Genomic DNA, 25389 nt, shown 5'->3' on the forward strand with positions numbered 1-25389 from the left:
CGTGCGTGACCTGCACCAGACCGACAGCGTGACCGCCTCGCGCTCGGACGCCCGCGCCCAGGGCGGTGCCACGTCCGACTGGATGCCGTACCTCCCCGCGTCGTCGTCCCCGTTCGCCCCCGAGGATGTTGACCCGGCCGATCTGGTCTGGGCCGAGACGGTCGCCCCGGGCGGGTACACCCACAAGGTGCTCGCCCGGGGGTCCCGGATCCGGTTCGACGACCCCACGGGTGCTGCCTGCGCTCATCTTCTGCTGTTCAACGCCTTCGAACCGTGGGAGCGCCTCAACGTCGCGGACACCCAGAAGATCCCGTGGCAGGCGTACCTCGGCCAGGGCTCCCCCCTGCTCAGCGGCGACGGCCGGGCACTCGCAACCGTGCTCGAGGACACGTCCGGACACCACGACGCGTTCTGCGGCACCTCCACCGACGCGTGGAACGAACGCAAGTACGGCGGCGCGGCACCCGAGGGTCCGACGCCGAGCGGACGGTCGCTCTTCGCGAAGGCCGCGGCGAAGCACGGACTCACGAAGCGGGACCTGCCGCCGAGCGTCTCGTTCTTCCAGGGCGTGCGCATCGACCAGGACGGCGCGATGGAGTTCACCGGATCGTCCGGCCCCGGTCACCACGTCACGCTGGTCGCCGAGCTGCCGCTGCTCGTCCTCGTCGCGAACGTCGCCCACCCGATCGACCCCCGCCCCGAGTACGCGGTCGGTCCCCTGCGTGTGCACGCCTGGCGCGGCGCCCCGACCACGGCCGACGACGACCGCTTCAGCGCGTCGCCGGAGCTCACCCGCGCCTACCTGAACTCGATCGACCACGCGGAAGCACGAGGCTGCTGATGACCGACACGCTGACGTCCACGGTCCCCGTCGGGGCCGTCCACGCACCCGACGTCCCGCTCGACTGGGGCGAGTCGCTCGTACCAGGGGTCGTGGTCCGCGACAACCGGGTCGCCCCGCTCGCGCCGTGGTCCGCCGTGGTGCGGGCGGGCGAGGTGCTCACCATCGTCGACGTCGGCGGCAACCAGAGCGCCGACTGCCTGGTCTACGACGCGCACGACCCCGACGAGCGCTACAGCGTGCCCGACACGCTGGCGGCCCAGGGCAACGCCTACGTCCGGACCGGCACCGTGCTCATGTCGAACGAGGGCCGTCCGCTGATGATCGTCGTCGCGAACGAGATCGACCGCCAGGACACCATCGGCGGCGCGTGCTCGAAGGAGTCGAACACGCTCCGGTACGGTCACCACACGCAGTACCAGCACGGCTGCCGCGAGAACTTCCTCGCCGAGGCCGGTCGGCACGGGCTCGGCGTGCGGGACATCGTGTCGAACCTCAACTGGTTCATGAACGTGCCGGTCGAGGCCGACGGCGCACTCGGCATCGTCGACGGCATGAGCGCCCCGGGCAAGCGGGTCGCCGTCCGCGCCGAGCGGGACGTCCTGGTGATCGTGTCGAACTGCCCGCAGATGAACAACCCGTGCAACGACTTCTCCTGCACCCCGCTGCGCATGATCGTGGTCCGGCCGTGACCGCCGCGCTCGACCCCACCGGGAGCGACACCGTGGAACGTGATCCGAACACCGTGCTCGTCGCCAACCGTGGTGAGATCGCCCGTCGCGTGATCCGCTCCGCCAAGGCGCTCGGCATGCGCACCGTCGCCGTCTTCTCGGACGCCGACCGTGCAGCACCGCACGTCCGCGAGGCCGACGTCGCCGTCCGCCTCGGTCCGGCGCCCGCACGCGACTCGTACCTGGACATCGACGCCGTGGTGCGCGCCGCGATGGACACCGGCGCCGGTCTCGTGCACCCCGGGTACGGCTTCCTGTCCGAGAACACCGCGTTCGCCCGCGCGTGCGAGGACGCCGGCATCCGGTTCGTCGGCCCGACGGCCGACCAGATCGTGCAGTTCGGCGCGAAGCACACCGCCCGCGAGCTCGCCGCAGCGGCCGGGGTGCCGATGCTCGCGGGGACCGGCCTCCTCGCGGACGTCGACGAAGCGGTCGCCCAGGCCGAGCGCATCGGCCTGCCCGTCATGCTCAAGGCCACAGGGGGCGGCGGCGGCATCGGCATGCAGGCATGCGCGACGCTCGACGAGGTCCGACAGGCGTACGCGAGCGTCGAGCGCACCGCCTCCGCCGCGTTCGGGTCCGCCGGCATCTTCCTCGAGCGGCTCGTCCGACCGGCGCGCCACGTCGAGGTGCAGCTCTTCGGCGACGGCGAGGGTCGCGTCGCCGTGATCGGCGACCGTGACTGCTCGCTCCAGCGCCGCAACCAGAAGGTGATCGAGGAGGCCCCGGCCCCGGCACTCCCGCGACACGTCCGGGAGGCTCTGCACACGTCCGCCCGTCGGCTCGCCGAGAGCGTCGGGTACCGCAGCGCCGGCACCGTCGAGTTCGTCTACGACTCGGTCCGCGAAGAAGCGTCCTTCCTCGAGGTGAACACCCGGCTGCAGGTCGAGCACCCGGTGACCGAGGAGGTCTTCGGCGTCGACCTCGTCGAGCTCATGCTCCGCCTGGCCCGCGACGGCGCCACCGGCATCGAACCCGATGTCTTCACGCGCAGCTGGACCCCGACCGGGCACGCCGTCGAGGCCCGGGTCTACGCCGAGGACCCGGCGAAGGGCTCACTCCCCTCGAGCGGCCTCGTCACCCAGGCGGTGTTCCCCGAGCGGGCCGGCGTCCGCGTCGACGGCTGGGTCGAGACCGGCTCCGTGGTGTCCGCCTTCTACGACCCGATGCTCGCGAAGGTCATCGCCACCGGGGAGACCCGCGACGACGCCCTCGACCTCCTCCGGGACGCCCTCGCCGACACCCGCGTCGACGGCATCGTCACGAACGCCGGGCTCCTGCGCTCCCTGACCGACGACCTCGAGCTGCGGACCGCCACGCACTCCACCTCGACGCTCGACGCGACCGACGATCCGGATCCGCGCATCGACGTCGTGGTGGCCGGCACCATGACGACGATCCAGGACCTCCCGGGTCGGGTCGGGTACTGGCAGGTCGGTGTCCCACCGAGCGGACCCTTCGACGCCGCGTCGTTCGCGGAGGCGAACCGCGCGGTGGGCAACCCGGACGGCGCTCCAGCCCTGGAGATCACGGCGACCGGCCCGACCCTGCGCTTCTCGACCGCCGGTGTGGTCGCCCTCACCGGCGCTCCGGCGCCAGCCGCCCTCGACGGCGAGCCGCTGTCGCTGTGGGAACCGGTCGAGGTCGGCGCAGGGCAGACCCTCACGGTCGGCACCGCCCAGGGGCCCGGGCTCCGCAGCTACCTGGCGGTCCGCGGCGGCTTCGACGTCCCGACGTACCTCGGCTCGGCCGCGACGTTCACGCTCGGCGGCTTCGGCGGCCACGCCGGTCGGGCGCTGCTCGCCGGTGACGTCCTGCGACCGGGGTCACCGGACTCGGACGCGCAGCACCCCGCCTTCCCCGCCGGCACCAGGCTCGGGCTGGTCAGCGGCCCGACCCCCGCCGAACGGCGCACCGCACTCACCGACTCGTGGGAGATCGCCGTCACCGAGGGGCCGCACGCGGCGCCGGACTTCTTCACCCGCGCCGACCTCGACGTCTTCTACGCCACCGACTACGCCGTGCACCACAACTCCGCCCGCACCGGGATCCGGCTCATCGGCCCCCGGCCGGGCTGGGCGCGGACGGACGGCGGCGAGGCGGGACTGCACCCCTCGAACATCCACGACACCCCGTACGCCGTCGGCGCGATCGACTTCACCGGCGACACCCCGATCATCCTCGGCCCGGACGGACCCTCGCTCGGCGGGTTCGTCTGTCCGGCGGTGGTCGCCAGCGGCGACCTGTGGAAGCTCGGCCAGCTCCGACCGGGCGACACGGTCCGGTTCGTCCCCGTCCGCGAAGCCGACGCCGCCGCGCTCGAGGCGAACCGAGCCTCCAGGTCGGTGCCGCGCACCGGAGGTGACGGCGACGACGGGGTGATCGCGCGCCTGGACGCGACTCCCGCCCGACCGGGCGTCGCGTACCGGCGTGACGGCGACGACAACGTGCTCGTCGAGTACGGCGACATGACCCTCGACATCGCGCTGCGGATGCGCGTCCACGCCCTCATGACGAAGCTGCAGGAGGAGGCGCCGGCGGGGATCCTCGACATCACCCCCGGCATCCGCTCGCTGCAGGTGCACACCGACGCCTCGGTGCTGAAGGCGAGCACGATGGCCGGACTCCTCCGCGAGCTCGAGGACGAGATCCCGCCGACCGACCAGCTCGTCGTGCCGTCGCGCACCGTCAAGCTGCCGCTGTCCTGGGACGACCCGGCCACCCGGCTCGCGATCGAGCGGTACATGGCCGGTGTCCGGAACGACGCCCCGTGGACGCCGTGGAACATCGAGTTCATCCGTCGGGTCAACGGCCTCGACAGCGTGGACGACGTCTTCCGCACCGTGTTCGATGCGAGCTACCTCGTGCTCGGCCTGGGCGACGTGTACCTCGGCGCACCGGTCGCCACACCACTCGACCCGCGGCACCGCCTCGTCACGACGAAGTACAACCCGGCTCGTACCTGGACGGCCGAGAACTCGGTCGGCATCGGCGGCGCCTACCTCTGCATCTACGGCATGGAAGGGCCTGGCGGCTACCAGTTCGTCGGCCGCACCGTGCAGATCTGGAACCGGTTCCGCCGCGGCGGCCTGTTCCAGGAGGACCCGTGGGCGCTGCGGTTCTTCGACCGCATCGAGTGGTACCCGGTCGGCGCCGAGGAGCTACTCGAACTGCGCGCCGAGACCGACGCCGGCCGTGGGTCCTTCGAGACCGTCGACGGCGAGTTCTCGATCGCGTCGTACAACCGGTTCCTCAGCGACAACGCTGCCTCCATCGCGGACTTCCGGGCGCAGCAGACCCGGGCGTTCGACGAGGAGAAGGACCGGTGGCGGGCCTCGGGCGAGTTCGACGTCCGCGACGAACCGGCCGTGGTCGTGCCCGACGAGGTGGTCCTGCCCGCCGGCGCGACCGCGGTGACCGCGCCGTTCACCTCGACCGTGTGGCAGGTGGACGTCCGACCGGGCGACCGGGTGGACGAAGGACAGCGGCTGCTGGCCGTGGAGGCGATGAAGATGGAATCGATGGTGCACGCACCCGTGGAAGGACACGTGTTGGAGATCTACATCAAGCCGGGCGACCAGGTCGCACCGGGACAGGTCCTGGCAGCGATCGGAAGTGCCGCGTGAACGGGGTCGTCGGCGAACCCGGCACGGCCGCGGACCGGGTCCGGGCCGCCTTCGACCGGATCGACGCCGTCGACCGTCCCGAGGTCTGGATCACCCTGCGCGACCGCGCCGCCGTCCTGGCGGAGGCCGAGTCCGTGGACCGGTCACTACCCCTCGCCGGGATGCTCTTCGCGGTGAAGGACAACATCGACGTCGCCGGGCTGCCCACCACCGCGGCCGCCCGGTCGTACGCGTACACGCCGACGGCCGACGCCACCGCGGTCGCCCGGCTCCGTGCCGCCGGCGCGGTCGTCGTCGGCAAGACGAACCTCGACCAGTTCGCCACCGGTCTGGTCGGCACCCGCTCCCCCTTCGGCGCCGTCCGGAACGCCTGGGACGCCTCCCGCATCTCCGGAGGTTCCTCGAGTGGCAGCGCGACCGCCGTCGCCCTGGGCATCGTCGACTTCGCACTCGGCACCGACACCGCCGGGTCCGGACGCGTCCCGGCGGCGCTGAACCACCTCATCGGCGTGAAGCCCAGCAAGGGGCTCGTGCCGAACACCGGCGTCGTCCCTGCCTGCCGGTCGCAGGACTGCGTCACCGTCTTCGCCCGGTCCCTCGACCTCGCTCGGACGGCCACCGAGCTGATGGCCGGGCCCGACGGCGTCGACCCGCTCGCCCGGACCGACGCAGCCCTGACCGACGGCGCCCTCGTCGTCCTTCCCGCAGTGCCGCGCATCGCCGTCCCGCTGCCGTCGCAGCTCGACGGACTCGCGCCAGGCTGGAGCGAGGCCTTCGAGCGCGCGGTGGACCGGTTCCGCGCCCTCGGCCACGAGATCGTCGAGGTCGACATCGCGCCGCTGCTCGACGCCGCGACGCTGCTCTACGACGGCGCGTTCGTCGCAGAGCGGTACGCGGCGGTCGGCGCCCACATCGAGGCGCACCGCGACGAGATCGGCGAGGACCTGGACCCGACGGTCGCCGGGATCGTGCTCGGCGGTGCGGCCCCCACCGCCGCGGAGCTCTTCGCCGACCAGGAGCGGCTCGACGCGTTCGGCGCTGCCGGTCGCGCGGCCCTGGACGGCACCAATGCGCTCCTCACCCCCACCACGACGTGGCACCCGACCCTGGACGAGGTCGCTGCCGACCCGATCGGCGCGAACAGCCGGATGGGGCGGTACACGAACTTCGCGAACCTGCTCGACATGGCGTCCCTCGCGGTGCCGGCCGGCTTCGTCGACGGGCTGCCGTTCGGCGTCATGCTCACCGGGCCCGCGTTCAGCGACCGCCGCCTCGCCGCGCTGGCCGCGGCCTTCACCGCGCCGACGATCGACCTGCTCGTCGTCGGCGCACACCTGCGGGACCAGCCACTGAACGGTCAGCTCGTCGCCGCGGGCGGCACGTTCGTCCGGGAGGCACGCACCGCCTCCGACTACCGGCTGTACGCACTCGACACGGTGCCGCCGAAGCCGGGGCTGGTCCGGTCGGGTCCGGTCGCGCCGGCGGCGTCGGCCTCCGATCCCGGCTCGATCGTCGGTGAGGTGTGGCGGCTCCCCGCCGCCGGCTTCGGGACCTTCGTCGCGGCGCTCCCCGCGCCGATGGCGATCGGTTCGGTGACGCTCGACGACGGGACCACGGTCACCGGGTTCACCGTCGAGGCGCACGCCGTCGAGGGCGCCGAGGACATCACGCACCACGGCGGCTGGCGCGCCTACCGGCACGCTGCCCGGGAGCACGTTTGACGCTCGGATGTGAGGATGGTGGCATGTCCTCCGACGACCGGCCCGCCCGTATCGGCAGACCGCGTGTCGTCCCGGACACGGCGTCCGGACTGAGCCCTCGCGACCAGATCCTCGACGCCGCCGCGGCCCTGTTCGTCGAGAACGGCTTCAGCGCCACCTCGACCCGGGCGATCGCCGAGCGCGTCGGGATCCGACAGGCATCGCTGTACCACCACTTCGCCGGCAAGGACGAGGTGCTCGTCGAGCTGCTCGCGACCTCGGTCCGCCCGAGCCTCGACGTGGTGCGAGGCCTCGAAGAGCGTGTCCACGGCTCCGTCTCCGCCGCGGGCGCCCTCGCCGCACTCGTCCTCATCGACATCGACACGCTCGCCCGCACGCCCCACAACATCGGGACGCTCTACCTGCTGCCGGAGGTGCAGGGCGACCGGTACGAGGGCTTCCGTGCCGACCGCCAGGAGCTCCGGGACGCGTACGGACGGCTCGGTGCCCTGGCCGCGACGGACGACATCCGTGGAGCGGTGCCGCCCGAGCTCCTGGGCGGCATCCTCATCCAGCTCGCGGAGACCGTCATCCAGTTGCGCCGCACCGGGGAGGTGGACGAGCAGGCGCGCGAGGCGATCACGGGCGCGTGCCTGCGCGCGTGTGGGCTCGGCGAGGACGCCGTCGGCGACGCGCGACGGGAGGCCGATGCGCTGCTCGCTGCCGCTTCGGTCTGAGCGCACGAGCAACTTCCCGCTGTCGCAGCAGTCGGCGATCGCGTCGCGTTGGTACGGGGCTCGCCTCCCGACGAGCCGAAACCGCCGTCCGGGCGGGTGCGGCTAGAGTTCGAACGATCCGCTCCGAAGCCAACTCGGGCGCCAGGTCGGTCATCGTCTGCGTCCGTGCGACATAGGGAGACCAGATGAACGCCAACACCCGGACCGCGCTGTGGTTCGCAACACCCGTCGTGCTGATCGCCATCGCGGTGGCGATACTCCTGTTCGACCTCCCCGGCCTCGCGTGGCTGTCGGTCCTGGTCGTGCTCGGCATCGCGGCCGCGGTCTTCGCCGTCGCGGCACGACGACGATGACCCCGTCAGCCCCGTGACGCACATCGCTATCTGACCGGCCCGCGCGGGCACAGGGCGTTGACTACGCCCATGATCACCAAGAGCACGATCCACGAGATCGAGAACGCGACCGTCCGGGACCGCGACGGCACATCGGTCGGCAAGGTCGCGCAGGTGTTCCCTTCCGAATCGGACGGCAGCGCTGCGTTCGTGAGCGTCGCGACCGGGATCTTCGGGGGTCGCACCACGCTCGTGCCGGTCGAGGACGCGACGTTCGACGGCACCGACCTGCACGTCGGGTACGCGAAGAGTGCGATCAAGGGCGCGCCCTCCCCCGGAGCCGGGAACACCCTGTCCCTCGCCGAGGAGAACACCGTCCGCAAGCACTTCGGACTGTCCCCCGCGGGCAAGGCAACAGGCGACATGGGCGATCCGCACGAGAACCTCGATCAGGCCGGTACCGGTCCGGCGGGCGCGGATGACACGGAGGGCGCGGGGACGACGCCGCCGGCGTGACGACGCTCTCCACCTCGGCCAGGCTCCAGATCCGACATGGAGGCTCGACTCGACTCCGCCAGGTGGGCCGCGTTGGTCTCATGGTCACCCGTCAGGCGTCCGCCGCACCTCCTGCTCGACGAGCGTCGCGGCGATCCGATCAGCCGCGCCAGGGGCCTTCGCGAGCGCGTGGACCACGGCGGTGACACCACCCGCACTGGCGATCACCGCCCCCGCAGCTCGAACCTCACCGTTGATCCAGACGGATCCTCCCGAGCGCTGCCAACTCACGGTGCGACAGCTCGGGGCGCCTGGCTCGAGCGCCCAGTCGGCGTAGCGGCACAGGTCGTCGAACGTCGACCACACCCCACCTGCCGCCGCGAACGACCCCGCACCGAGCGCCCACGGCCGGATCGCGCGACCGAGGAGTCTCGGCATGACCCGATCCGACGGATCGGGCACGAGCGCGGCCGACGTGATGCCAGCCGGCTGCAGGACGCGCTCCCGCACTGCGGCGAACCAGTCCCCGTGCACCTTGTCGAGAACGGCACCCAGGAGCGCGTACCCGAGGTTCGAGTACACGTACTGCCCTCGAGGCGAGACCGGGAGCGCGGCTGCCAGGTCCAGCGGAACACCCACGGCCGAGCTGTACGGGTCGCGGAAGAGACTGTCCCGGATCGTTGCCGGTACTCGTGGCAGCCCGGAGGTGTGGTGGACGAGGTCGGCGATGGTCATCGCAGCATCGGGCACACCGGGGAGGTAGTCCGCGACCGGTCGCTCGACCTCGAGGGTGATCGAAGCTGTCGTCCCGACGAGCCCTTTCGTGATGCTGCCCCACTCGAGCAACGATGCGTCGGCGTAGGGCCCTTTGGGCTCTCGAACGGTCCGCCACCCATCGGCTGCGCGAAGACTTGCGCGCCACAGTCCCCCAAGTACATTGCCGTTCACATTCCAGGACGCTAGCGTCGGTGCCGTGTCTGGAGCAATGGTGATCACGCTGATGGCCGAGATCGGCGCAGCAGTACTCGTCGCCTGGGTGACGTGGCGAGCCGCAGTCGGATCGCTGGGTCGGAACGGGTTCGCGGGGGTCCGGACCAGGATCACGATGTCCAGCGACCGGGCCTGGCGGACAGGGCACCGCGCCGCGCTGCGTCCGACGCTCATCTCTGGGTTGATCACCGTCGCCTGGTCCGTGCTGACCATCCTCATCGCCCCGCTTCGTACGCCGTCGTCGGTGATCGTCGCCTCGGTCCTGCTCGTGGGCGGAGCCCTCCTGTCCATCCCAGCGGCACACAGGGCCGTGCGCCGAGCATCGGGCGACGAGGTCGGCACGCCTCAGCCCCCACGCCGCGATGTGTGATCGCTGAACGCCGGAAGCGAGGCGGCCAGGAAGATGGACGGGACCACGCGGACGCGTCGGTCAGAGAGGGCACCGTGACGGACACCACCAGCAACGCCGGACTGCAGGCGATGATCGCCCGCGCCGGGCAGATCACCGCCGAAGAGGCAGAAGCGCTCGACGTCACCTGGAAGGCCGACGAGGGGATCTTGCTGCCGGAACCGAGCGCATCGCTCGCGATCCAGGGAGGCGCCGACGGACGGATGGTCACGAACGCCGACCTCGTCGCCGCGTGGCAGCACGCGCTCGAAGCCGCTGGCGCTGCGGGACGCGTCGAGGAGATCGAGGCTGCGCAGGAGGCCGGACGCGCGGTGCGGCACTCGGACGCGCACCTGCGGGACCGCGCCGGCGCCGAGGAAGCCGTGCGGTCCGCGGTGCTCGCGACCGGGGTGCGCGACCTCGTTTCCGACGAGGAATTCGCCACACTCACGGCAGCCTGGCGGACGGTGCTCGGGGAGGCCTGACCCGTCGCTGTCGATCGATGCACTGAAGTTTCGGTGTTGACACTTCAAACACTGGCAGGAAGTATGAGCTTTCGAGCGTCCTGGCTGTGGGAGAAGATTGAGGCCCTCGGTGGGGCAGCGGCGAATCTCGGGGCCGAGCTCCTCGGAATCGCGGCCGTGAAGCAGAAGCGCTTCTCATGAAGCGGCGAACGTCAGCGCTGATCACGCTCGGCGGCCTCGCAGCGGCGATCCTCGCGTACTTGCTCTTCGGACCGATGTACGCAGGGATCCTCGCACTCGCGACGCTCTGCTTCGCGGCCTTCGGTTCGCCCATCGTCGGGAGTACCACCACCCCGGGGACGGGACCGATTGACCCCGAAGCTGTCCGACGACACCGGGAAGCTCACCCCGGCGCCACCATCAGTGAGGCTGCGGGAGTCGTCGCGCGAAAGTAATCCGCTCTCCATCCGCTGGTCAGAGGGCCAGCAAGTGCTGACCCTCTGACTCGACGCAGATGAGCGGCCCCACGGTCCCGATCGCCGCCGGACCTGGTGCTCGATGAGCACGGTGGTAAGCCTGTCGGCCGCGTGCAGAGCCGTGATTCACCAAGAACGCGCAGCGGTCCCGATACACGTACACGTGGGTGGGCGCGGCGACCTGGGCCACCGCAACCACAACCACAACCTTGATCGCGGTGCGAGGACCTCGTCGTCGCACTTCGGATCCTCGCGGTCGGACTAGATGTCGGCGGTGCCCTCTTCGCGATTGGAACCCTGCGCGGATTCACTCGGGAAGATCCGCATCACGCGCCGCGGCTCGTCGCGGCGTTCGGGACCACAGGCGCCGGGTGAGCGCAACCGACAATCTCACCGCGGCAGTGACCACAGCCGTGGTCGTCGCCCTCGCGAGAGCCTTCGCCAGCCTCGTGCTCTCGATCCGCAATCTCGCCCGACACGAGCGCGAACACCGAACCGGCGCACCGTAGTTTCCCAAGACAATCACATCTGATCAGATTCGCTGAGCAGCGTCGAATCGCTGCCAGAGAGCTTGACTGTCTCTCGGTGGCCGATCGGCAGCTGCGACAGCGCGGACAGCCAACAGAGTCCTAGTCTGCATGTCGTGCTCATCGTGATCCGCGGCGCCTCTGGCTCTGGCAAGTCGACCCTCGCAGCGCAGGTGCAACAGGAGCTGGGCTGGCCCACCGCGGTGCTTGGCCAAGATCACTTCCGGCGGACGATCTACAAGGAGCGCCAGGACGCTGGTCACGCTGACGGCATGGAGCACGTAGGGCTCCTCGAAGTCGCAGCGAAGCACTGCCTCGCGGCTGGCCACGACGTCGTTCTGGAAGGAATCTTCCAGTCGGATCGCTACGCAACGATGCTGGAGCGCATTTCGAGCGCGTCATCTGATGCTCGCTTCTACGCCTTCAACCTCTCACTCGAGGAGACTCTGCGGCGGCATGCGGGGCGGTCGCTGGCGTCTGAGGTGCGGCCGGATCAGATGCGTGACTGGTACCGCGGATGGGACCCGCTCCCTTTCGTGACGGAGCAGCCGATCCTGCCGGGCGAAGAGCTGGCGGCAGCGACCCAACGAATCCTCCACGACCGTTGAAGGATCGGCTTCCGGGCAGCCCGAGAGATCCTCTGGCACAGTCTCTCGAGGAGGTGTGTCGATGGTCACCGGACAAGAAGCAGAACAGATGAGACGTGGATTCGTCGGTGGCAGGGTCATCATCGCCGGTGCGATGGCGCTGGCAGCGCTGGTCGCCATGGTGATGGGGCAGGCTTGGGCTCTCTGGCCCTTCATCACACTGCTGATCATCGAAATCGTGTTCGTCGTGGCGATGATTCGACGTAGACGATCCAACGGCGGGCAGTCTGACCGATAGCGGATCCGCTACCGGGTCGGACGCACAACGTAATCTGGCAACGTGAGAAGTAGTCACCGGCTCATTGCACGCGCACGTTCGTGGTTCAACGCGCTCACCTGGCGCTTGGCTACTCAGGCGGGGGCTCTCTATCTCGGGGCCGTTTCCTTCATCGGCCTTGAGGCCGTTGCGGTCCTTCTCACCTTCACTACAGCCTGGCCGGTCGTCTTGCCTGTCGTTGTCCTCGTGTTGGGTGTCGCCTATCTACTTCGGGACCGCTTGGTCGCCACGTGGCGCCGCATCCGCCGCGCCCACCGTTGATCCCTGATCGCTCTCGAAAGAGGGTCGCCGAGCGGACACCGAATGCGACGACGGTTATCGCCGCGAGCGACTCGCTGACCCTCTCACTGGCCGATGGGCTACCGGTTCGCGATCTGCCCTCGACCCTCTCCCGCGCTGCGGCTGCTTCGTGAGAAGTCACTCCACCGCTCCTCGTACTCCCGATCGTGACGTTCTTCTAGCTGCGTGAACGCTCGCTCACGCGACTCGTCGTCAAGATCGCGCCGGTAGACGAGGTCCATGAACTCCGCACCCCACCCGAACGTAACGCTCTCGAACTGATTGACGCGCTTCCACACCTGAGCGACCTTCTCGACCGTCAAGGACGGGAAGACCTCCTCGATGCGGGCGGGCACACGGCGTACTCGAATCGTGAACGCGGCATCGAGCACGGTCAGCTCGCGCAGTTCCTCTGGGGTCACGTTGGCACCGTACCTCCAAGCGCCGCACTGTCTCGCTAGCCGATGAGTTGACGGGACGGCTCCCGATCGACGTTCCGCGCTTGTTACCTCTTGCCGGTGTACCGACCACGGAGCGCCACGAAGGTCACGACCGCTGCCAGCCCGACCGCGAGAATCGGAATGCCGTACAGGTGGCCGTCAACACGGGCAAGGAACGAGCCGAGTGCGAAGACGGCTAAGCCAGCGATGAACAGCACCCAGAGCCATGCAGGCGTCTTGCGCCTCGAACTTGAGTCCTCAACCACGAGCCGAACGTACAACCCGAACCTGCGGCGTGGTCAACGACTGCTGCACGGCTGTCTCAATAGCCGATCCCTTGTCGGAACGCCGAGCACTCAGCTTTGGTGTTCGTTCGATACGGTCAGGGACGTGGGTGTCCTTTTCCTTGCGGTTGGAGCGGTAATCTGTATCGCCTGGGGCTGCGCACTCATGCTTTTCCCGGGCCCGATCACCCGCTCTGCGCGGAAGGCCGAAGGAGAGTTCTGGGGACGCCAGATCACTCCGGAGCTGACGCGGTTCATCGGATGCGGATTCTTCCTTGGAGGACTCATCGCAGCAGTAACGCTGGTCGTCGGACTCCTCAGACACTGACACGTCAGGTGCCCGCTCGAGGATGGGTTACTGAGACGGGCTGATCGTCAATGCGATCGTCCCTGAGCGTTCGCCCCGCCCCGTTCGCGGCGGCACCGTCACTGAAACGACCACCGCGCCAGCTAGGTGCGATTTGAACGATCCTTCACCGGGCTATGGGACGAAGTTGAGGTTCATTACGCGACTTCCGGGTCGGGGATAGGGACGAGCGTGGCCTGGATCGCGGGCGCCAGCATGGCGACGAGGGAGTCCAGGTCTGGTTCGACGAGCGGGTTGACCTGGATGACGTGTCTCGCGACGGCGACTCCGAGTAGCTGGAGGCAGTGCACCGTCCTCGATGTTGATGCCGACCGCACCGGCTTCGAGTACTCCGTCGACCGTGTGCTCCACGCCGTCCGCGTCATCGGCGTAGCCGGCCTCGATGTCAGCGGTGACCGGCACGGTCACCGCGCCAGCGATCCGAGAGAGAGCCGCGACGGCCTCCTCGCGCCCGCGAGCGTTGCCGTCCGCATGACCAAGCGACCATGCGACACCTGCGCTGGTGGTAGCGATGGCTCGCGCACCCGCGCTTTCAACGAGTCGGGCGCTTACTACGTCCCAGGCGTTGGCGAGGAGGAGCGGTTTTGCTGGGTTCTGGTGGAGCGTGTGGAAGGCGGTCGCCTGCGTGTTTCTGTTGTTCACCTGCTCAGTTCAGCCGAGCTGCGGTTCCGTTTCTGGCGGATATCGGACGACGCGGTCGGCCCTACAGCGGTCTCATTAGCCGGAAGGCCGGCGGACGAACCGCTCAGCGGCTCAGAGTGTCGACGAGATCCGTCTCGGATAGCCCGTCCGCTCCCGTTCTCGTTGACGGAACGACACACGGACACGGAAAACGCCCCGCCGGCCGAAGCCAGTGACCCGTGGCACGGCTTCTTGGCCGAAGTTGGCCAGCGAGTTCCGCGCGGCTAAGGGAGGGGCCTTGCCTGCGCGCCGGAGGGCATATCCACGCCCAGTTGGCCATATATCACATAGGGGCATTGGTCGCTGTGATTCCGCGCAACGCCCGGCCAAGTGGACCCTCGGCTTCCCTCGTGAACGCGCTTCCACTGCGGCGACTTGCCTGGAATCCGAGGACCGTGGATCCCGACCTCATCCCTCTGCTCATCGTTCCTGGACACCTAGGGGGCGACACCCTCCAACTGCGCTTCCCGCCCGAATACGCGAGGGAGATCCTGCAGCTCCTCGACGAGCACGAGATCGAACACGGGACCGTGCTGGAACTGTCCGCGACCACGGTCGACTGGATCGAGGAGGTTCACGTACTTGGTACCGCCGTGGCGGGCGCCGGCGGCCTCACCGGCCTCGCTGACGTGATCACCGCGTTCGTGCGTCGCCACGACAAGAAGCGGTTCGTGTTCAAGCGCGGCAGCGCTGAGATCGACGCAACGGGCTACTCGCGGAAAGACATGGAGAAGCTCCTCGCCGAACTACCGGACGAGAAGGCCCGACTCAAGGACGAGACACGGAAGCGACTCAGCGAATGACGCCCGCAGCCCCGACGCACGACGCGGTCCGCTCTCAACGCGCGGAACCAATAGCGGGGCGATCATGACGTCCGAGGACCATCAGGGCGCGTTCGTCGACGTGTGCGTCCTGTCGGAACCGCGGGCGAACGAGATGGACTTCGATATGACGCAGGCCACTCGGGACATGCCCAGAGTGCGAGTCGTCGGCGACCAGATCACGCTGGCGCAGGCTGTCCAGACCGCCATCGACACGCTGGACGGTACGATCGAAGTGATCGCCGCGTACCGGCGCACCGCCTACGGTGACGACCGAATCCGATACGTGGTGCTCCCCGACGCGGATACCGACGACGCCACGGCGGTCGCGTGGACGAAGCAGTTCAACGAGCCCATCTACGGCGTCCGGTCCGACGGATCCCTGGTCGCTGACGACGGCTTCCACGAGAACATCACCATCGGAGACCTCTCCCGGTCCGCCGGCCATTTCGGCAACGGAGCGAACGACCGTGTTGTGCTCGTCGCGCCAACCGGGTTGGGTGATGCAAGCGTCTACCACGACGTGACCATGTTCCTACTCGACCACTGGCTGGAGTACACGGTGGCGGGATGGGAGGCGCTGACGACGCTGCGGAAGGCCATGCTGCGCCGCACGATGATCCGTGCCGCGCGACGCACCGTGCAGGCGATGCTGCACGCTGCGGTGGCGCAACCGTGGCAGCTGCGGCGGTTCATCGACACGCAGACCGAATGGCAGCTGTCCCGGTTCGCGAAACTGATGCAGATCCCGCCGGCGGACACAGCACGGCTGCTTCGTGGAGTCGGCTACGAACCGCGCGGCGACGTCGGGGAACGCAGCGAAACAGGCCGCGCTCGTCGCGCGCGGCGTCATTGGATGCGGGACGAGTCCCGTCGTGCCGGCAGCTGAGGCGCCTCAGGGATCCCGTCTCCGACGTCATTGCCGGCCTCGCCCTCCTCGTCGCCGTCGGCACGTTCCTGTTTCACCCGTATCGAGAGCACCAAACGCCGGGCCGAACGCGTCGAAGACCACGTCCAATCTCCATGCTCGCGTTTGGCGCGAAGCACCCGAGCCGAAAACGGTGACCGGCAGCTCGAGCACGTCTTGATTCATAACAGCGCCACCGCTTCGCACTGCACGCACCGGGCTCCACGCCACGTACGGAGGATCGACGAGAACCGCTTGGCGATCCCGTCGGAGTCGGTCCCGCGGTCGCATGCCTTCAGCATCCGGGCCGGTCGGCGCCGTCATGGGAACTCGCGTCAGCTCCGCGGTCGACGGCAATCTCACCATCGGCCGCCCCTGCCAAGGCGGCGGCCGTTGAGCTCCCGGATAGTGCGCGTCAGAGTCTGAACGAGCAGCGCCGAACGCCACGGCGCATGCGTCGAATCGGCAAGGAACGCGTCGAAGCCGAGGCGATTGACGCAACCACCGTCAGCGGTGGAAGCCGGCCCCTTGCCACCAGATCGCGTCGCCCGGCCGGAAGCCGCGACCGCTCCGTGTGGAACGGCTTCGCGCAGCTGGGAGCTGGCGGAGAAGCGGATGAGGCGTCTGGCGCTTGGAGCCCCCGGTGCGGATGACGTACGGCATCCTCCCGCTTCGGAGTACGGAGTCCCAGATCGGCTGGTGCGCTGCGTTGCGAGACCCGTGATGTGGGGCACTCATAACACCGATGGCGTACCACGGGAAGTCCCGCAGATTTCGTTCACCTCCCCCATCTCCATCGCTCCAGATCACGGCGTCGCCGGCCGAGCCTCGCCCCCAGAGATATGGAGCGAGCGCCCGCCGATTTTGAACGGTCAGCTGCGCTGACCGGAGGAGAAGAGCCCCGTTCGCTGGAGCCCGGTGCACCTGAACTTCCTGCGCGTTGCTGATCGTGACCAGTCCTGGTTCCCCTGACGACATCCACGACCGGGCCCGGGTGTGATCAGTTGAAAACCATCGAATCCGCCATTCCGCTGACCGCGCGTCGAGCAGGATCCGGCCCAGCTTCACGGCCTTCTTCGTGATGTCTTTTGCGACGCCCTCGACGTCGCGCTCGCTCGGCGAGTAGTGCGCCTCAATGGTGCCTGCAGCTAGGGCGCCGGAGAGCGCCCGAGCAACGTTCGAGATGGTCCCCTCGTGAAAATTCACATCGTCCCCTTCAGCAGCGTCGATGTGGCTCCCTGCTTCGGCTGTGAGCGGATCTGCCCACTGCACCGGCTCGGCCCCTGAACGAGATGCCCCGTCGGGGCGTTCCTCTACCGCATCACCGACAGGCTCGGCCAAATCCTCAATTCGTCGGACATCGTCGGCGTCGACTCCATTCGTAGCCACTTGACCGAACACATCAACGAGTACCGCCCACTCATAGGGCATCCAGAGTTCGTGCAGTAGGCCGCACGGCATTTTGTCAGCTGTCACAACCGCGAAGAACGGGCCCGCGCCGTTGATGTGGTCCTGATCCGAGTGGGTGAGGACGACCACACGCGGATGGGCTCGCGCTGCCCGTTCGCCGGTCTTCGCATGTCCAAGGTCGACGCTGACCACGCCATGCCCCGCTGACCACAGGTGCGCTTCCCCACCGCCACCCAAAGTCATAAGCATGCTCGGTTCCGCCCCCAGGAAGACTGTCACAGGGCGATTCTTACAGAACGGTTGACCGTTCGGTGGGGGTGGAACCGGGAATGCTCACCGCACCGGAACGCGAAGGAACGCGCGCGCCACTTCAACAACTCGCACGCCCCGGAGGACGTGTCTCGTGACTGAACGTGCCAACGACTGTCCGGGTGAAAATCGACGGCGGGCTCCAGCACAGTTCACGCGACTTGATCTTGACGTCTTTCAGGTGCTGCACTCCGCGCATGTCTCTGTAGACGAAGATTCCGTCGCTGTCGGAACCGGAGAACACGTAGCCGACAACCTGTTGGCCGCTGCTGAACGTCACGGATTCAAGCGGGGCGAGCTGCACAGGCGTTGTGAGCAGGGAGTACCCGTATGTGCCAAATATGGCCCACACCACGACCCACGCTGCGGCGAGCAGGCCAGGAGCTCGATGCCGTGCGATGGCTTCCTGTCGTGCTACTACCTCTTGACTGATTGCGTGCAGGTGCGAGGGCTCTTGCCGGCCTCGCTGCCACAACTGCCGGAGCACACGGTCCTCCGGTTCGGGAGGTTCCAACCACTGCTCGAACGGCATGCCGATGGTGAGCGAGTCGCGTGCGCGGAGCCACTTTGGTGGGAAGCGCCAGAACACGTAGCAGATCCCGAGAGCGCTTATGAACACCGTCGCTGTCTGCGTGTAGAAGGTGATCAACAGCAGCGAGGTTGATCCGATTGACGCTGCACGTCGCACCGATGGAGGCATGGACCGGTCTCCGCTCACGGAGGAGAATCCGATGGCAAGTCCCGCGCTGACGGCCGTGGATAAGCCGAACAGCACCCCGAACGCAAGGCTGGTGAGCGACAGGTTCTGCAGAATCGCGAGCGTAAGCCGGCTGTCCCCGTGCGCTTGCTGGAGGAGGTTGAGGGCGGCCAGAAGCGCCGCGCCGAGCGGCAGCAGCGCCACGCCGGCGCTCAGAACCCCGGTGCGAACCTCCCGCTCTTCACGGGTGACCGCTTCGAGGTCCCATGAGTGGTGGGAAGTGCGCTGGGGCGCGCGGAGCGGCCACACAAGTGCTCGTATCACTTGTGCGCGGATCGGTTGCCGCTCGCGGTGCCGTCGGGTCTTAACCACATTCACACGCTATGCCGGACCTCCGACATTCCCAATGCTCCGAGAAGCGGCGCCAGATAGCGGTTCCGGGTTCGTGTTGGGCAGACTTAAGCGGGAGCTCCGATTCGGCGAATGGTGCTCCGGTTTCACGCCTCTTACGCGTCGCGATCAACTGGACGGCTGCTTTCCTCCGGCTGCTCACTGTCGAGCGCGGCGTTTGCGTATCGCACCCGCAACGTATTGCCAGATTTCAGCGATGGGCCCGAAGTAGTACTCCCTGCCAGGCGTGCCGGCGATGCGACGAGCGTCGTTGCGCTTCAGCATCCTCTCGTGGAGGAGGCCGGTGATGACGAGAAACACCAGCGCGAAGACGAGGAACACGCCGGCGGCGACGCGCTGTGTGACGGCGTCAGCTTCTGTCTTCTGGTGGTGGGCGGCGATGAACGCCGTGACAGCGAAGAACGCGAAGAGGATGAAGTAGCCGGGCATCAGGACGCGCGCGAAGTCGAATCCGACTGGCGTTGGGTTCTGTTTCGCGTATGCCGCCGCGTTCTCACGGACGATTCTGCTGAGTTCTCCGCGGAGTTCCGTTTCGTCTGCCGGGGTAATGAGCCGGGTGCCGTTCGCGTGCGCTGCGGGGAGCGTGTCGAGATCGTTGAGCAGCGCCGATGCCCCGTGCGCACGTTCGACATGACGTCGCACGCCGGAGGCGTGCACTGCGGTGATCGTGCTGGTGATGCCGCCGACTGTGCCGAGGATGCCGAACGTGCCGGTTACGACCGTGAACGCGTCTGTCATGGTGATCTTTCTTCTGCCGGCCGACGCCTCATTCGGTGGCTGGTGTTGGAGGTGGGATTGCCCACCTGCGGTTCCTGCTGGATTCGCCGCATCTGCGGGTGTGGCCGCGGTCCGCGCATCGGGTCAGCGCCGGGTCCGTTGCGGATGTCGGTGGGATGTGTTGCGATGAGCGCAACGCTGAGAGGAGGAAACATCATGACTATGACAACGACTACGTTCGTTCGGGTCCGCCATGTGAGCGCGCCGACGCCGGATGGGTGCCGCTGGTGCGGTGAGTCACGGGCGCTGCACGGTCATGCGCACTCTCGAGCCGTTGGTGGCCACTATTGGACGATGCCGACGTCCGCTCAGCGTCTCGCTCGGATGCGTGCCCGCCGGGCTAGCTCGCGCGCTTGATCATCTCCTCGAATGCAGTGATGAGGTCTGCCGGTACCTCGCTCGGCTCGCGGAGCGTCAAGGCAAGGTCACGGAGTGCGTCGGGTTTCCCGGACGGTCCGGACGTCGACCCGCGTTGCAGCATGTCGAGCACCTGACTGCTGAACTTGCCCTCGCGATGCGCCGCGAAGTCGGCTGCTGTCCACTCGTTCGACGTTTCCTGCTCCCCATCGCGCGGCCACAGCGTGTTCGCAGCAGCAGCCCACTGCGCGTCTGAGAAGACGTCTTCGATCTCGTTCTTGTCGCCGATGTAGTGGCTGTGCTTCTCCGGATCCAGGCCTTCCTTCCGGAGTTTACTGTCGCTGAAAACGTGCTTCGCGTTCGTCCTTGAGTCCCTGTCGACGAGGAACATGACATTGCGGTTGTGGCGGACGAGGAACGTCGCGAATCGGACTGCGCCTTCGTTGTTGTTGCATGGCCAGAGAGCGATGCCGTATGACTCGGGCTGCCGTCCCATCGCGAGTCGGAAGAGCACTGGGAGTGCGCGCGCTTCCGAGTCACCTTCGACGCCCACGAAGAGCCGCTCATGCAGAAGGACAGTGTTCCGGAGGCCGACACTCGCGGCGATCGCGCCGAGGTGGTCGCCGACGCTGAGGTCGTCGGTGAGGCGTTCGACGACGGTGCGGTGTCCGACGTGTTTGATGTGGGCAACATCGGCGATGTCGGTGCCGTCGATGAGGTTCATGGAGTGCGAGGCGATGACGACGGTGACGTTGGGGTTCTTCGTCTGCTCGTGAATGAGCCGCATCAGCTCCCGCTGATGGCCGTAGTCGAGGTGCGTGTCCGGCTCGTCGTAGAGCAGGACGATCTCTTCGGTCGCGTCGGCGAGGAGGGTGGCGTTGTACTCCCAGACGGCGAGGGCGATGCGTCGTGCGCGGCCAGCGCCGGAGAGGCGTAGATCGATCGCTTCGCCGCGAGAGTTCTGCACGGTGACGTGCGTCGACTTGAGGCCGCTGCCGTTGCTGAGGCTCACCATCGGACGGATTGTCACTTCGCCGACGTCCGTGACCTTGTCGGCGATGTGGTCGCGGATAGCCTGCGCATCGTCGATGAGCTTCTGCTCGAGGCTTTCCTCGATGGTGCGGAGGCTGCCGCTGTACTCGTCAGACTTGAGGTGCGCTTTGAACTTCGTTTGCAGCGTCGACTGGATGGCCGCTTCAGCGTCGACGGCACTGCTGGCGTCGAATCGCTTCACGGTCGGGAGAGCCCGGTCGATGGCGGTGCTCGCGGTAACCCACAGCTCTTCTTTCTGGGCTGCAGCGGCAGCTGCGTCGAGCCGTTCGATGAGTTCGGCCTTGTTGCCCGTCTGCGCGAGGCCAAGAGTGTCGAGGCGGTCCTTCAAGAAAGGGATCGTCAGGGTGCCGTAGTCGCGAAGCCTGGCATCGACGGGCGCCATCGTGAGCATCTCAAGCTTCGACGCGTCGCCATCAGTCGAGATCCGTCGGAGCCGAAGCGTCGCAACCCCGTGTGTTGCAACTTCGTCGCCGTTGAGGGCAAACACACCCTCAACGAACGTCTCGGACACCCGGCCGGGAGCCTGCGGCTCATCATCGTCCGCGACCGGGGCCAGGTCGATGTATGTGCGGTCGGACTCGGTGAGATCGTACGAGCCGAGCAGGAACAGGACAGCATCGATGATCGTCGACTTACCGGCGTCGTTGTGACCGGCGAGCACCAATGGGGAACCGACTCGCAGGTCGGTGAGGAACTCGATCGACCGGAAACCGACGATCGAGACGTTCTGTAGCTTCATTTCTCCACGGGGCTTGTGATGGCAGGCCGATGAGGCTGAACACGTATGGCGCGTACGGATCGACTGCTGCGGAATGGGTTGAACGGGTCGGGTGCCTAAGTGGCAACCGGTGCAGCGCAAGTCTCGTTGGCCACTCGCGCGTGCTGCACCCTCACAGCGATCGCAGTCGTGCGGCGGGCAGCAGATCCACAGGACGAGGACGGGTAGTCCTAGGCATCACATCCAACCTTCCCCCACATATGGATCCGAACCCGCTCGACCAGCCGGACCGCAGCCCCACTCATCCCAGCCACACCGCAAAACACCGCACCAGCAGAAATTGGCCAACTTCAAGCGACCATGGCCAACTTCACTTCCTAGTGGCCAACCTCACACACCCACCGGCCAAGTAAGAGGCAGTCGGGTCAGCCAGCGGGGCGCTCTCGCGGGTCAGACCAGACTCAGAAGTCCCAGTCCTCGTCCTCCGTGTTCACGGCCTTCCCGATCACGTACGACGACCCCGACCCCGAGAAGAAGTCGTGGTTCTCGTCAGCGTTGGGCGACAGCGCCGAGAGAATCGCCGGGTTCACGTCCGTGATGTTCTTCGGGAACATCGGCTCGTAGCCCAGGTTCATCAGGGCCTTGTTGGCGTTGTAGTGCAGGAACTTCTTGACGTCCTCGGTCAGCCCGACCTGGTCGTAGAGGTCCTGCGTGTACTGCGCCTCGTTCTCGTACAGCTCGAACAGCAGCGAGAACGTGTAGTCCTTGAGCTCGTCACGCTCGGCCTGGGTGGCCTGCTCGAGCCCCTTCTGGAACTTGTACCCGATGTAGTACCCGTGGACGGCTTCGTCGCGGATGATCAGGCGGATGAGGTCAGCGGTGTTGGTGAGCTTCGCACGCGAGGACCAGTGCATCGGCAGGTAGAAGCCCGAGTAGAACAGGAACGACTCGAGCAGCGTCGAGGCGACCTTGCGCTTGAGCGGGTTGTCGCCCTGGTAGTAGTCCATCACGATGGACGCCTTCTTCTGCAGGTTCGGGTTCTCCTCGGACCAGCGGAAGGCTTCGTCGATCTCGGGGGTCGACGCGAGGGTCGAGAAGATCGACGAGTAGCTCTTGGCGTGCACGGACTCCATGAACGCGATGTTCGTGTAGACCGCTTCTTCGTGCGGGGTGATCGCGTCGGGGATGAGCGACACGGCGCCGACGGTGCCCTGGATGGTGTCCAGGAGCGTCAGGCCGGTGAACACGCGCATGGTGAGCGTCTGCTCGGCCGGCGTCAGCGTGTTCCACGACTGGACGTCGTTCGACAGCGGCACCTTCTCGGGCAGCCAGAAGTTGTTGACGAGGCGGTTCCAGACCTCGACGTCCTTGTCGTCCTGGATACGGTTCCAGTTGATCGCCTGGACCCGATCGATGAGCTTGAGCTTCTCGACCAACGCACGTTCCTTTGAAGAGATGGTGATTACGGGACTGGAGGCGCGGTGCGGGCTGGCACCGCGCCTCCAGGAAGAAGGGTGATTGCGTGAGCAATCAGAGCATGCAGGAAACGCAGCCCTCGACCTCGGTGCCCTCGAGCGCGAGCTGGCGGAGACGGATGTAGTAGATCGTCTTGATGCCCTTGCGCCATGCGTAGATCTGCGCCTTGTTGATGTCACGCGTGGTGGCGGTGTCCTTGAAGAACAGCGTCAGGGACAGGCCCTGGTCCACGTGCTGCGTCGCCGCGGCGTACGTGTCGATGATCTTCTCGGCACCGATCTCGTACGCGTCCTGGTAGTAGTCCAGGTTGTCGTTCGTCATGAACGGCGCCGGGTAGTAGACGCGACCGAGCTTGCCTTCCTTGCGGATCTCGATCTTCGACGCGATCGGGTGGATCGACGACGTGGAGTGGTTGATGTACGAGATCGAACCGGTCGGCGGGACGGCCTGCAGGTTCTGGTTGTAGATGCCGTGCTCCTGGATGGACGCCTTCAGCGCCTTCCAGTCGTCCTGCGTCGGGATCGCGATGCCGGCGTCAGCGAACAGCGACTCGACGCGCGAGGTCGCGGGTGCCCAGACGGCGTCGGTGTACTTGTCGAAGAACTCACCCGACGCGTACTTCGAGTCACGGAAGCCGTCGAAGGTCTCCCCCGTCTCGATGGCGATGTTGTTCGAGGCGCGCAGAGCGTGGAACAGCACCGTGTAGAAGTAGATGTTCGTGAAGTCGATGCCCTCTTCGGAGCCGTAGTACACGCGCTCACGAGCGAGGTAGCCGTGCAGGTTCATCTGGCCGAGGCCGATGGCGTGCGACTTGTCGTTGCCGTCCTCGACCGAACGCACCGAGTTGATGTGCGACATCTGCGAGACCGAGGTCAGGCCGCGGATGGCGGTCTCGATGGTCTTGCCGAAGTCCGGCGAGTCCATCGTCAGCGCGATGTTCAGCGAGCCGAGGTTGCAGGAGATGTCCTTGCCGATCTCCTTGTAGGAGAGGTCCTCGTTGAAGGTCGTCGGGGTGTTGACCTGCAGGATCTCCGAGCACAGGTTGGACATGTTGATCCGGCCCTTGATCGGGTTGGCCTTGTTCACCGTGTCCTCGAACACGATGTACGGGTAGCCCGACTCGAACTGGATCTCCGCGATGGTCTGGAAGAAGTCGCGCGCCTTGATCTTCGTCTTCTTGATGCGCGAGTCGTCGACCATCTCGCGGTACTTCTCGGAGATCGGGACGTCGCCGAAGGGCACGCCGTAGACCTTCTCGACGTCGTACGGCGAGAAGAGGTACATGTCCTCGTTGTTCTTCGCGAGCTCGAACGTGATGTCCGGCACGACGACGCCGAGGGACAGCGTCTTGATGCGGATCTTCTCGTCGGCGTTCTCGCGCTTGGTGTCGAGGAACCGCATGATGTCCGGGTGGTGCGCCGACAGGTACACGGCGCCGGCACCCTGGCGAGCACCGAGCTGGTTGGCGTACGAGAAGGAGTCTTCCAGCAGCTTCATCACGGGGATGATGCCCGAGGACTGGTTCTCGATCTGCTTGATCGGGGCGCCGGCCTCGCGGATGTTGGAGAGCAGCAGGGCCACGCCGCCGCCGCGCTTCGAGAGCTGCAGCGAGGAGTTGATGCCGCGCGAGATCGACTCCATGTTGTCCTCGATGCGGAGGAGGAAGCAGGAGACGAGCTCGCCGCGCTGGGCCTTCGCGGTGTTGAGGAACGTCGGGGTCGCGGGCTGGAAGCGTCCGGCGATGATCTCCTCGACGAGGTCGATCGCGAGCTGCTCGTTACCCTGCGCGAGGCCGAGGGCGGTCATCACGACGCGGTCCTCGAAGCGCTCCAGGTAGCGCTTGCCGTCGAAGGTCTTCAGCGTGTACGAGGTGTAGTACTTGAACGCACCGAGGAAGGTCTGGAACCGGAACTTCTTCGAGTAGGCCAGGTCGTTGAGCTTCTGGATGAAGTCCAGCGAGTACTGGTCGATCGTCGCCTGCTCGTAGTACTCGTTCTCGACCAGGTAGTCCAGCCGCTCCTTCAGGTTGTGGAAGAAGACGGTGTTCTGGTTGACGTGCTGCAGGAAGAACTGCTTGGCGGCTTCCCGGTCCTTGTCGAACTGGATGTTGCCGTCCGCGTCGTAGAGGTTGAGCATCGCGTTGAGGGAGTGGTAGTCCATCCCCGTCGTCG

The 25389-nt window shown here is 67.1% G+C and carries 23 protein-coding genes and 1 pseudogene; 13 read left to right on the plus strand and 11 right to left on the minus strand.

The genetic code is table 11. The annotated features are described in order from the left end of the window. Nucleotide 1: 1 nt before the first annotated feature. From ACIPJ2_RS17575 to ACIPJ2_RS17605, 7 genes are all read left to right on the plus strand, one after another. Nucleotides 2–841: an urea amidolyase associated protein UAAP1 gene (locus tag ACIPJ2_RS17575; protein WP_402729913.1), complete on the plus strand. Its 840-nt coding sequence runs from the start codon at nucleotides 2–4 to the stop codon at nucleotides 839–841. Beyond that, the gene (locus ACIPJ2_RS17580) at nucleotides 841–1533 is read left to right on the plus strand and encodes an urea amidolyase associated protein UAAP2 (RefSeq protein ID WP_402729914.1); all 693 of its coding nucleotides are present in this window, start codon (nucleotides 841–843) and stop codon (nucleotides 1531–1533) included. The genes ACIPJ2_RS17575 and ACIPJ2_RS17580 overlap by 1 nt, the downstream gene beginning before the upstream one ends. Further along, complete coding sequence (gene uca / locus ACIPJ2_RS17585) at nucleotides 1530–5198, plus strand: urea carboxylase (protein WP_402729965.1); 3669 nt, start codon at nucleotides 1530–1532, stop codon at nucleotides 5196–5198. The genes ACIPJ2_RS17580 and uca overlap by 4 nt, the downstream gene beginning before the upstream one ends. Beyond that, nucleotides 5195–6919, plus strand: a complete 1725-nt coding sequence (gene atzF / locus ACIPJ2_RS17590) for an allophanate hydrolase (protein WP_402729915.1) — start codon at nucleotides 5195–5197, stop codon at nucleotides 6917–6919. The genes uca and atzF overlap by 4 nt, the downstream gene beginning before the upstream one ends. Before the next feature lie 23 nt (nucleotides 6920–6942). After that, nucleotides 6943–7635, plus strand: a complete 693-nt coding sequence (locus ACIPJ2_RS17595) for a helix-turn-helix domain-containing protein (RefSeq protein WP_402729916.1) — start codon at nucleotides 6943–6945, stop codon at nucleotides 7633–7635. 185 nt (nucleotides 7636–7820) lie between these two features. Then, on the plus strand, nucleotides 7821–7988 hold the full coding sequence (locus tag ACIPJ2_RS17600) for a hypothetical protein (RefSeq protein ID WP_402729917.1): 168 nt from the start codon (nucleotides 7821–7823) through the stop codon (nucleotides 7986–7988). A gap of 69 nt (nucleotides 7989–8057) precedes the next feature. Continuing rightward, a complete protein-coding gene (locus ACIPJ2_RS17605; protein ID WP_402729918.1) occupies nucleotides 8058–8483 on the plus strand; it encodes a PRC-barrel domain-containing protein in 426 nt (141 codons plus the stop codon). A gap of 84 nt (nucleotides 8484–8567) precedes the next feature. Here ACIPJ2_RS17605 and ACIPJ2_RS17610 read toward each other — a convergent pair whose 3' ends face one another. Further along, a complete protein-coding gene (locus ACIPJ2_RS17610) occupies nucleotides 8568–9458 on the minus strand; it encodes a serine hydrolase domain-containing protein (protein ID WP_402729919.1) in 891 nt (296 codons plus the stop codon). Here ACIPJ2_RS17610 and ACIPJ2_RS17615 point away from each other — a divergent pair. The 4 genes from ACIPJ2_RS17615 to ACIPJ2_RS17630 all read left to right on the plus strand — a co-directional run bounded on the left by ACIPJ2_RS17615 (nucleotide 9436) and on the right by ACIPJ2_RS17630 (nucleotide 12192). Beyond that, a complete protein-coding gene (locus tag ACIPJ2_RS17615; protein ID WP_402729920.1) occupies nucleotides 9436–9822 on the plus strand; it encodes an SdpI family protein in 387 nt (128 codons plus the stop codon). The genes ACIPJ2_RS17610 and ACIPJ2_RS17615 overlap by 23 nt on opposite strands. A gap of 74 nt (nucleotides 9823–9896) precedes the next feature. Next, nucleotides 9897–10325 (plus strand): hypothetical protein, encoded by a 429-nt coding sequence (locus ACIPJ2_RS17620; protein WP_402729921.1) that lies wholly within the window; start codon nucleotides 9897–9899, stop codon nucleotides 10323–10325. A gap of 1026 nt (nucleotides 10326–11351) precedes the next feature. Then, complete coding sequence (locus tag ACIPJ2_RS17625; protein WP_402729922.1) at nucleotides 11352–11915, plus strand: AAA family ATPase; 564 nt, start codon at nucleotides 11352–11354, stop codon at nucleotides 11913–11915. A gap of 61 nt (nucleotides 11916–11976) precedes the next feature. Beyond that, nucleotides 11977–12192 (plus strand): hypothetical protein, encoded by a 216-nt coding sequence (locus ACIPJ2_RS17630; RefSeq protein WP_402729923.1) that lies wholly within the window; start codon nucleotides 11977–11979, stop codon nucleotides 12190–12192. 398 nt (nucleotides 12193–12590) lie between these two features. Here ACIPJ2_RS17630 and ACIPJ2_RS17635 read toward each other — a convergent pair whose 3' ends face one another. From ACIPJ2_RS17635 to ACIPJ2_RS17650, 4 genes and pseudogenes are all read right to left on the minus strand, one after another. Beyond that, nucleotides 12591–12932, minus strand: a complete 342-nt coding sequence (locus ACIPJ2_RS17635; RefSeq protein ID WP_402729924.1) for a hypothetical protein — start codon at nucleotides 12930–12932, stop codon at nucleotides 12591–12593. Between the two features lie 83 nt (nucleotides 12933–13015). Next, on the minus strand, nucleotides 13016–13216 hold the full coding sequence (locus tag ACIPJ2_RS17640; protein ID WP_402729925.1) for a hypothetical protein: 201 nt from the start codon (nucleotides 13214–13216) through the stop codon (nucleotides 13016–13018). A 522-nt stretch (nucleotides 13217–13738) separates the two neighbouring features. After that, nucleotides 13739–13966, minus strand: coding sequence for a hypothetical protein (locus tag ACIPJ2_RS17645; protein ID WP_402729926.1), 228 nt, complete (start codon nucleotides 13964–13966; stop codon nucleotides 13739–13741). Continuing rightward, nucleotides 13884–14243 (minus strand): annotated as a pseudogene (locus tag ACIPJ2_RS17650) (isocitrate lyase/phosphoenolpyruvate mutase family protein); the annotation flags it as partial. The gene ACIPJ2_RS17645 and the pseudogene ACIPJ2_RS17650, both read right to left, overlap by 83 nt. A 389-nt stretch (nucleotides 14244–14632) precedes the next feature. Between ACIPJ2_RS17650 and ACIPJ2_RS17655 the strand changes: the two are divergent. Together ACIPJ2_RS17655 and ACIPJ2_RS17660 are read left to right on the plus strand one after the other, a co-directional pair. Then, on the plus strand, nucleotides 14633–15085 hold the full coding sequence (locus tag ACIPJ2_RS17655; RefSeq protein WP_402729927.1) for a hypothetical protein: 453 nt from the start codon (nucleotides 14633–14635) through the stop codon (nucleotides 15083–15085). A gap of 64 nt (nucleotides 15086–15149) precedes the next feature. Then, entirely contained in the window at nucleotides 15150–15992 is an 843-nt protein-coding gene (locus ACIPJ2_RS17660) for a hypothetical protein (protein WP_402729928.1), read from the plus strand. Nucleotides 15993–16517: 525 nt separating this feature from the next. Here ACIPJ2_RS17660 and ACIPJ2_RS17665 read toward each other — a convergent pair. The 6 genes from ACIPJ2_RS17665 to nrdE all read right to left on the minus strand — a co-directional run bounded on the left by ACIPJ2_RS17665 (nucleotide 16518) and on the right by nrdE (nucleotide 25378). Next, nucleotides 16518–17699, minus strand: coding sequence for a hypothetical protein (locus ACIPJ2_RS17665; RefSeq protein ID WP_402729929.1), 1182 nt, complete (start codon nucleotides 17697–17699; stop codon nucleotides 16518–16520). A gap of 91 nt (nucleotides 17700–17790) precedes the next feature. Continuing rightward, on the minus strand, nucleotides 17791–18798 hold the full coding sequence (locus tag ACIPJ2_RS17670) for a hypothetical protein (protein ID WP_402729930.1): 1008 nt from the start codon (nucleotides 18796–18798) through the stop codon (nucleotides 17791–17793). A gap of 177 nt (nucleotides 18799–18975) precedes the next feature. Next, a complete protein-coding gene (locus ACIPJ2_RS17675) occupies nucleotides 18976–19575 on the minus strand; it encodes a hypothetical protein (RefSeq protein WP_402729931.1) in 600 nt (199 codons plus the stop codon). A 379-nt stretch (nucleotides 19576–19954) separates the two neighbouring features. Next, nucleotides 19955–21763 (minus strand): AAA family ATPase, encoded by a 1809-nt coding sequence (locus tag ACIPJ2_RS17680; protein ID WP_402729932.1) that lies wholly within the window; start codon nucleotides 21761–21763, stop codon nucleotides 19955–19957. 440 nt (nucleotides 21764–22203) lie between these two features. Then, on the minus strand, nucleotides 22204–23178 hold the full coding sequence (nrdF, locus tag ACIPJ2_RS17685) for a class 1b ribonucleoside-diphosphate reductase subunit beta (RefSeq protein WP_402729933.1): 975 nt from the start codon (nucleotides 23176–23178) through the stop codon (nucleotides 22204–22206). 94 nt (nucleotides 23179–23272) lie between these two features. Next, nucleotides 23273–25378 (minus strand): class 1b ribonucleoside-diphosphate reductase subunit alpha, encoded by a 2106-nt coding sequence (gene nrdE / locus ACIPJ2_RS17690; RefSeq protein ID WP_281265711.1) that lies wholly within the window; start codon nucleotides 25376–25378, stop codon nucleotides 23273–23275. Between the last annotated feature and the right edge of the window lie 11 nt (nucleotides 25379–25389).

Origin of the sequence: Curtobacterium sp. NPDC090217 (genome assembly GCF_044746705.1) — a bacterium.
GTDB lineage: Bacteria > Actinomycetota > Actinomycetes > Actinomycetales > Microbacteriaceae > Curtobacterium.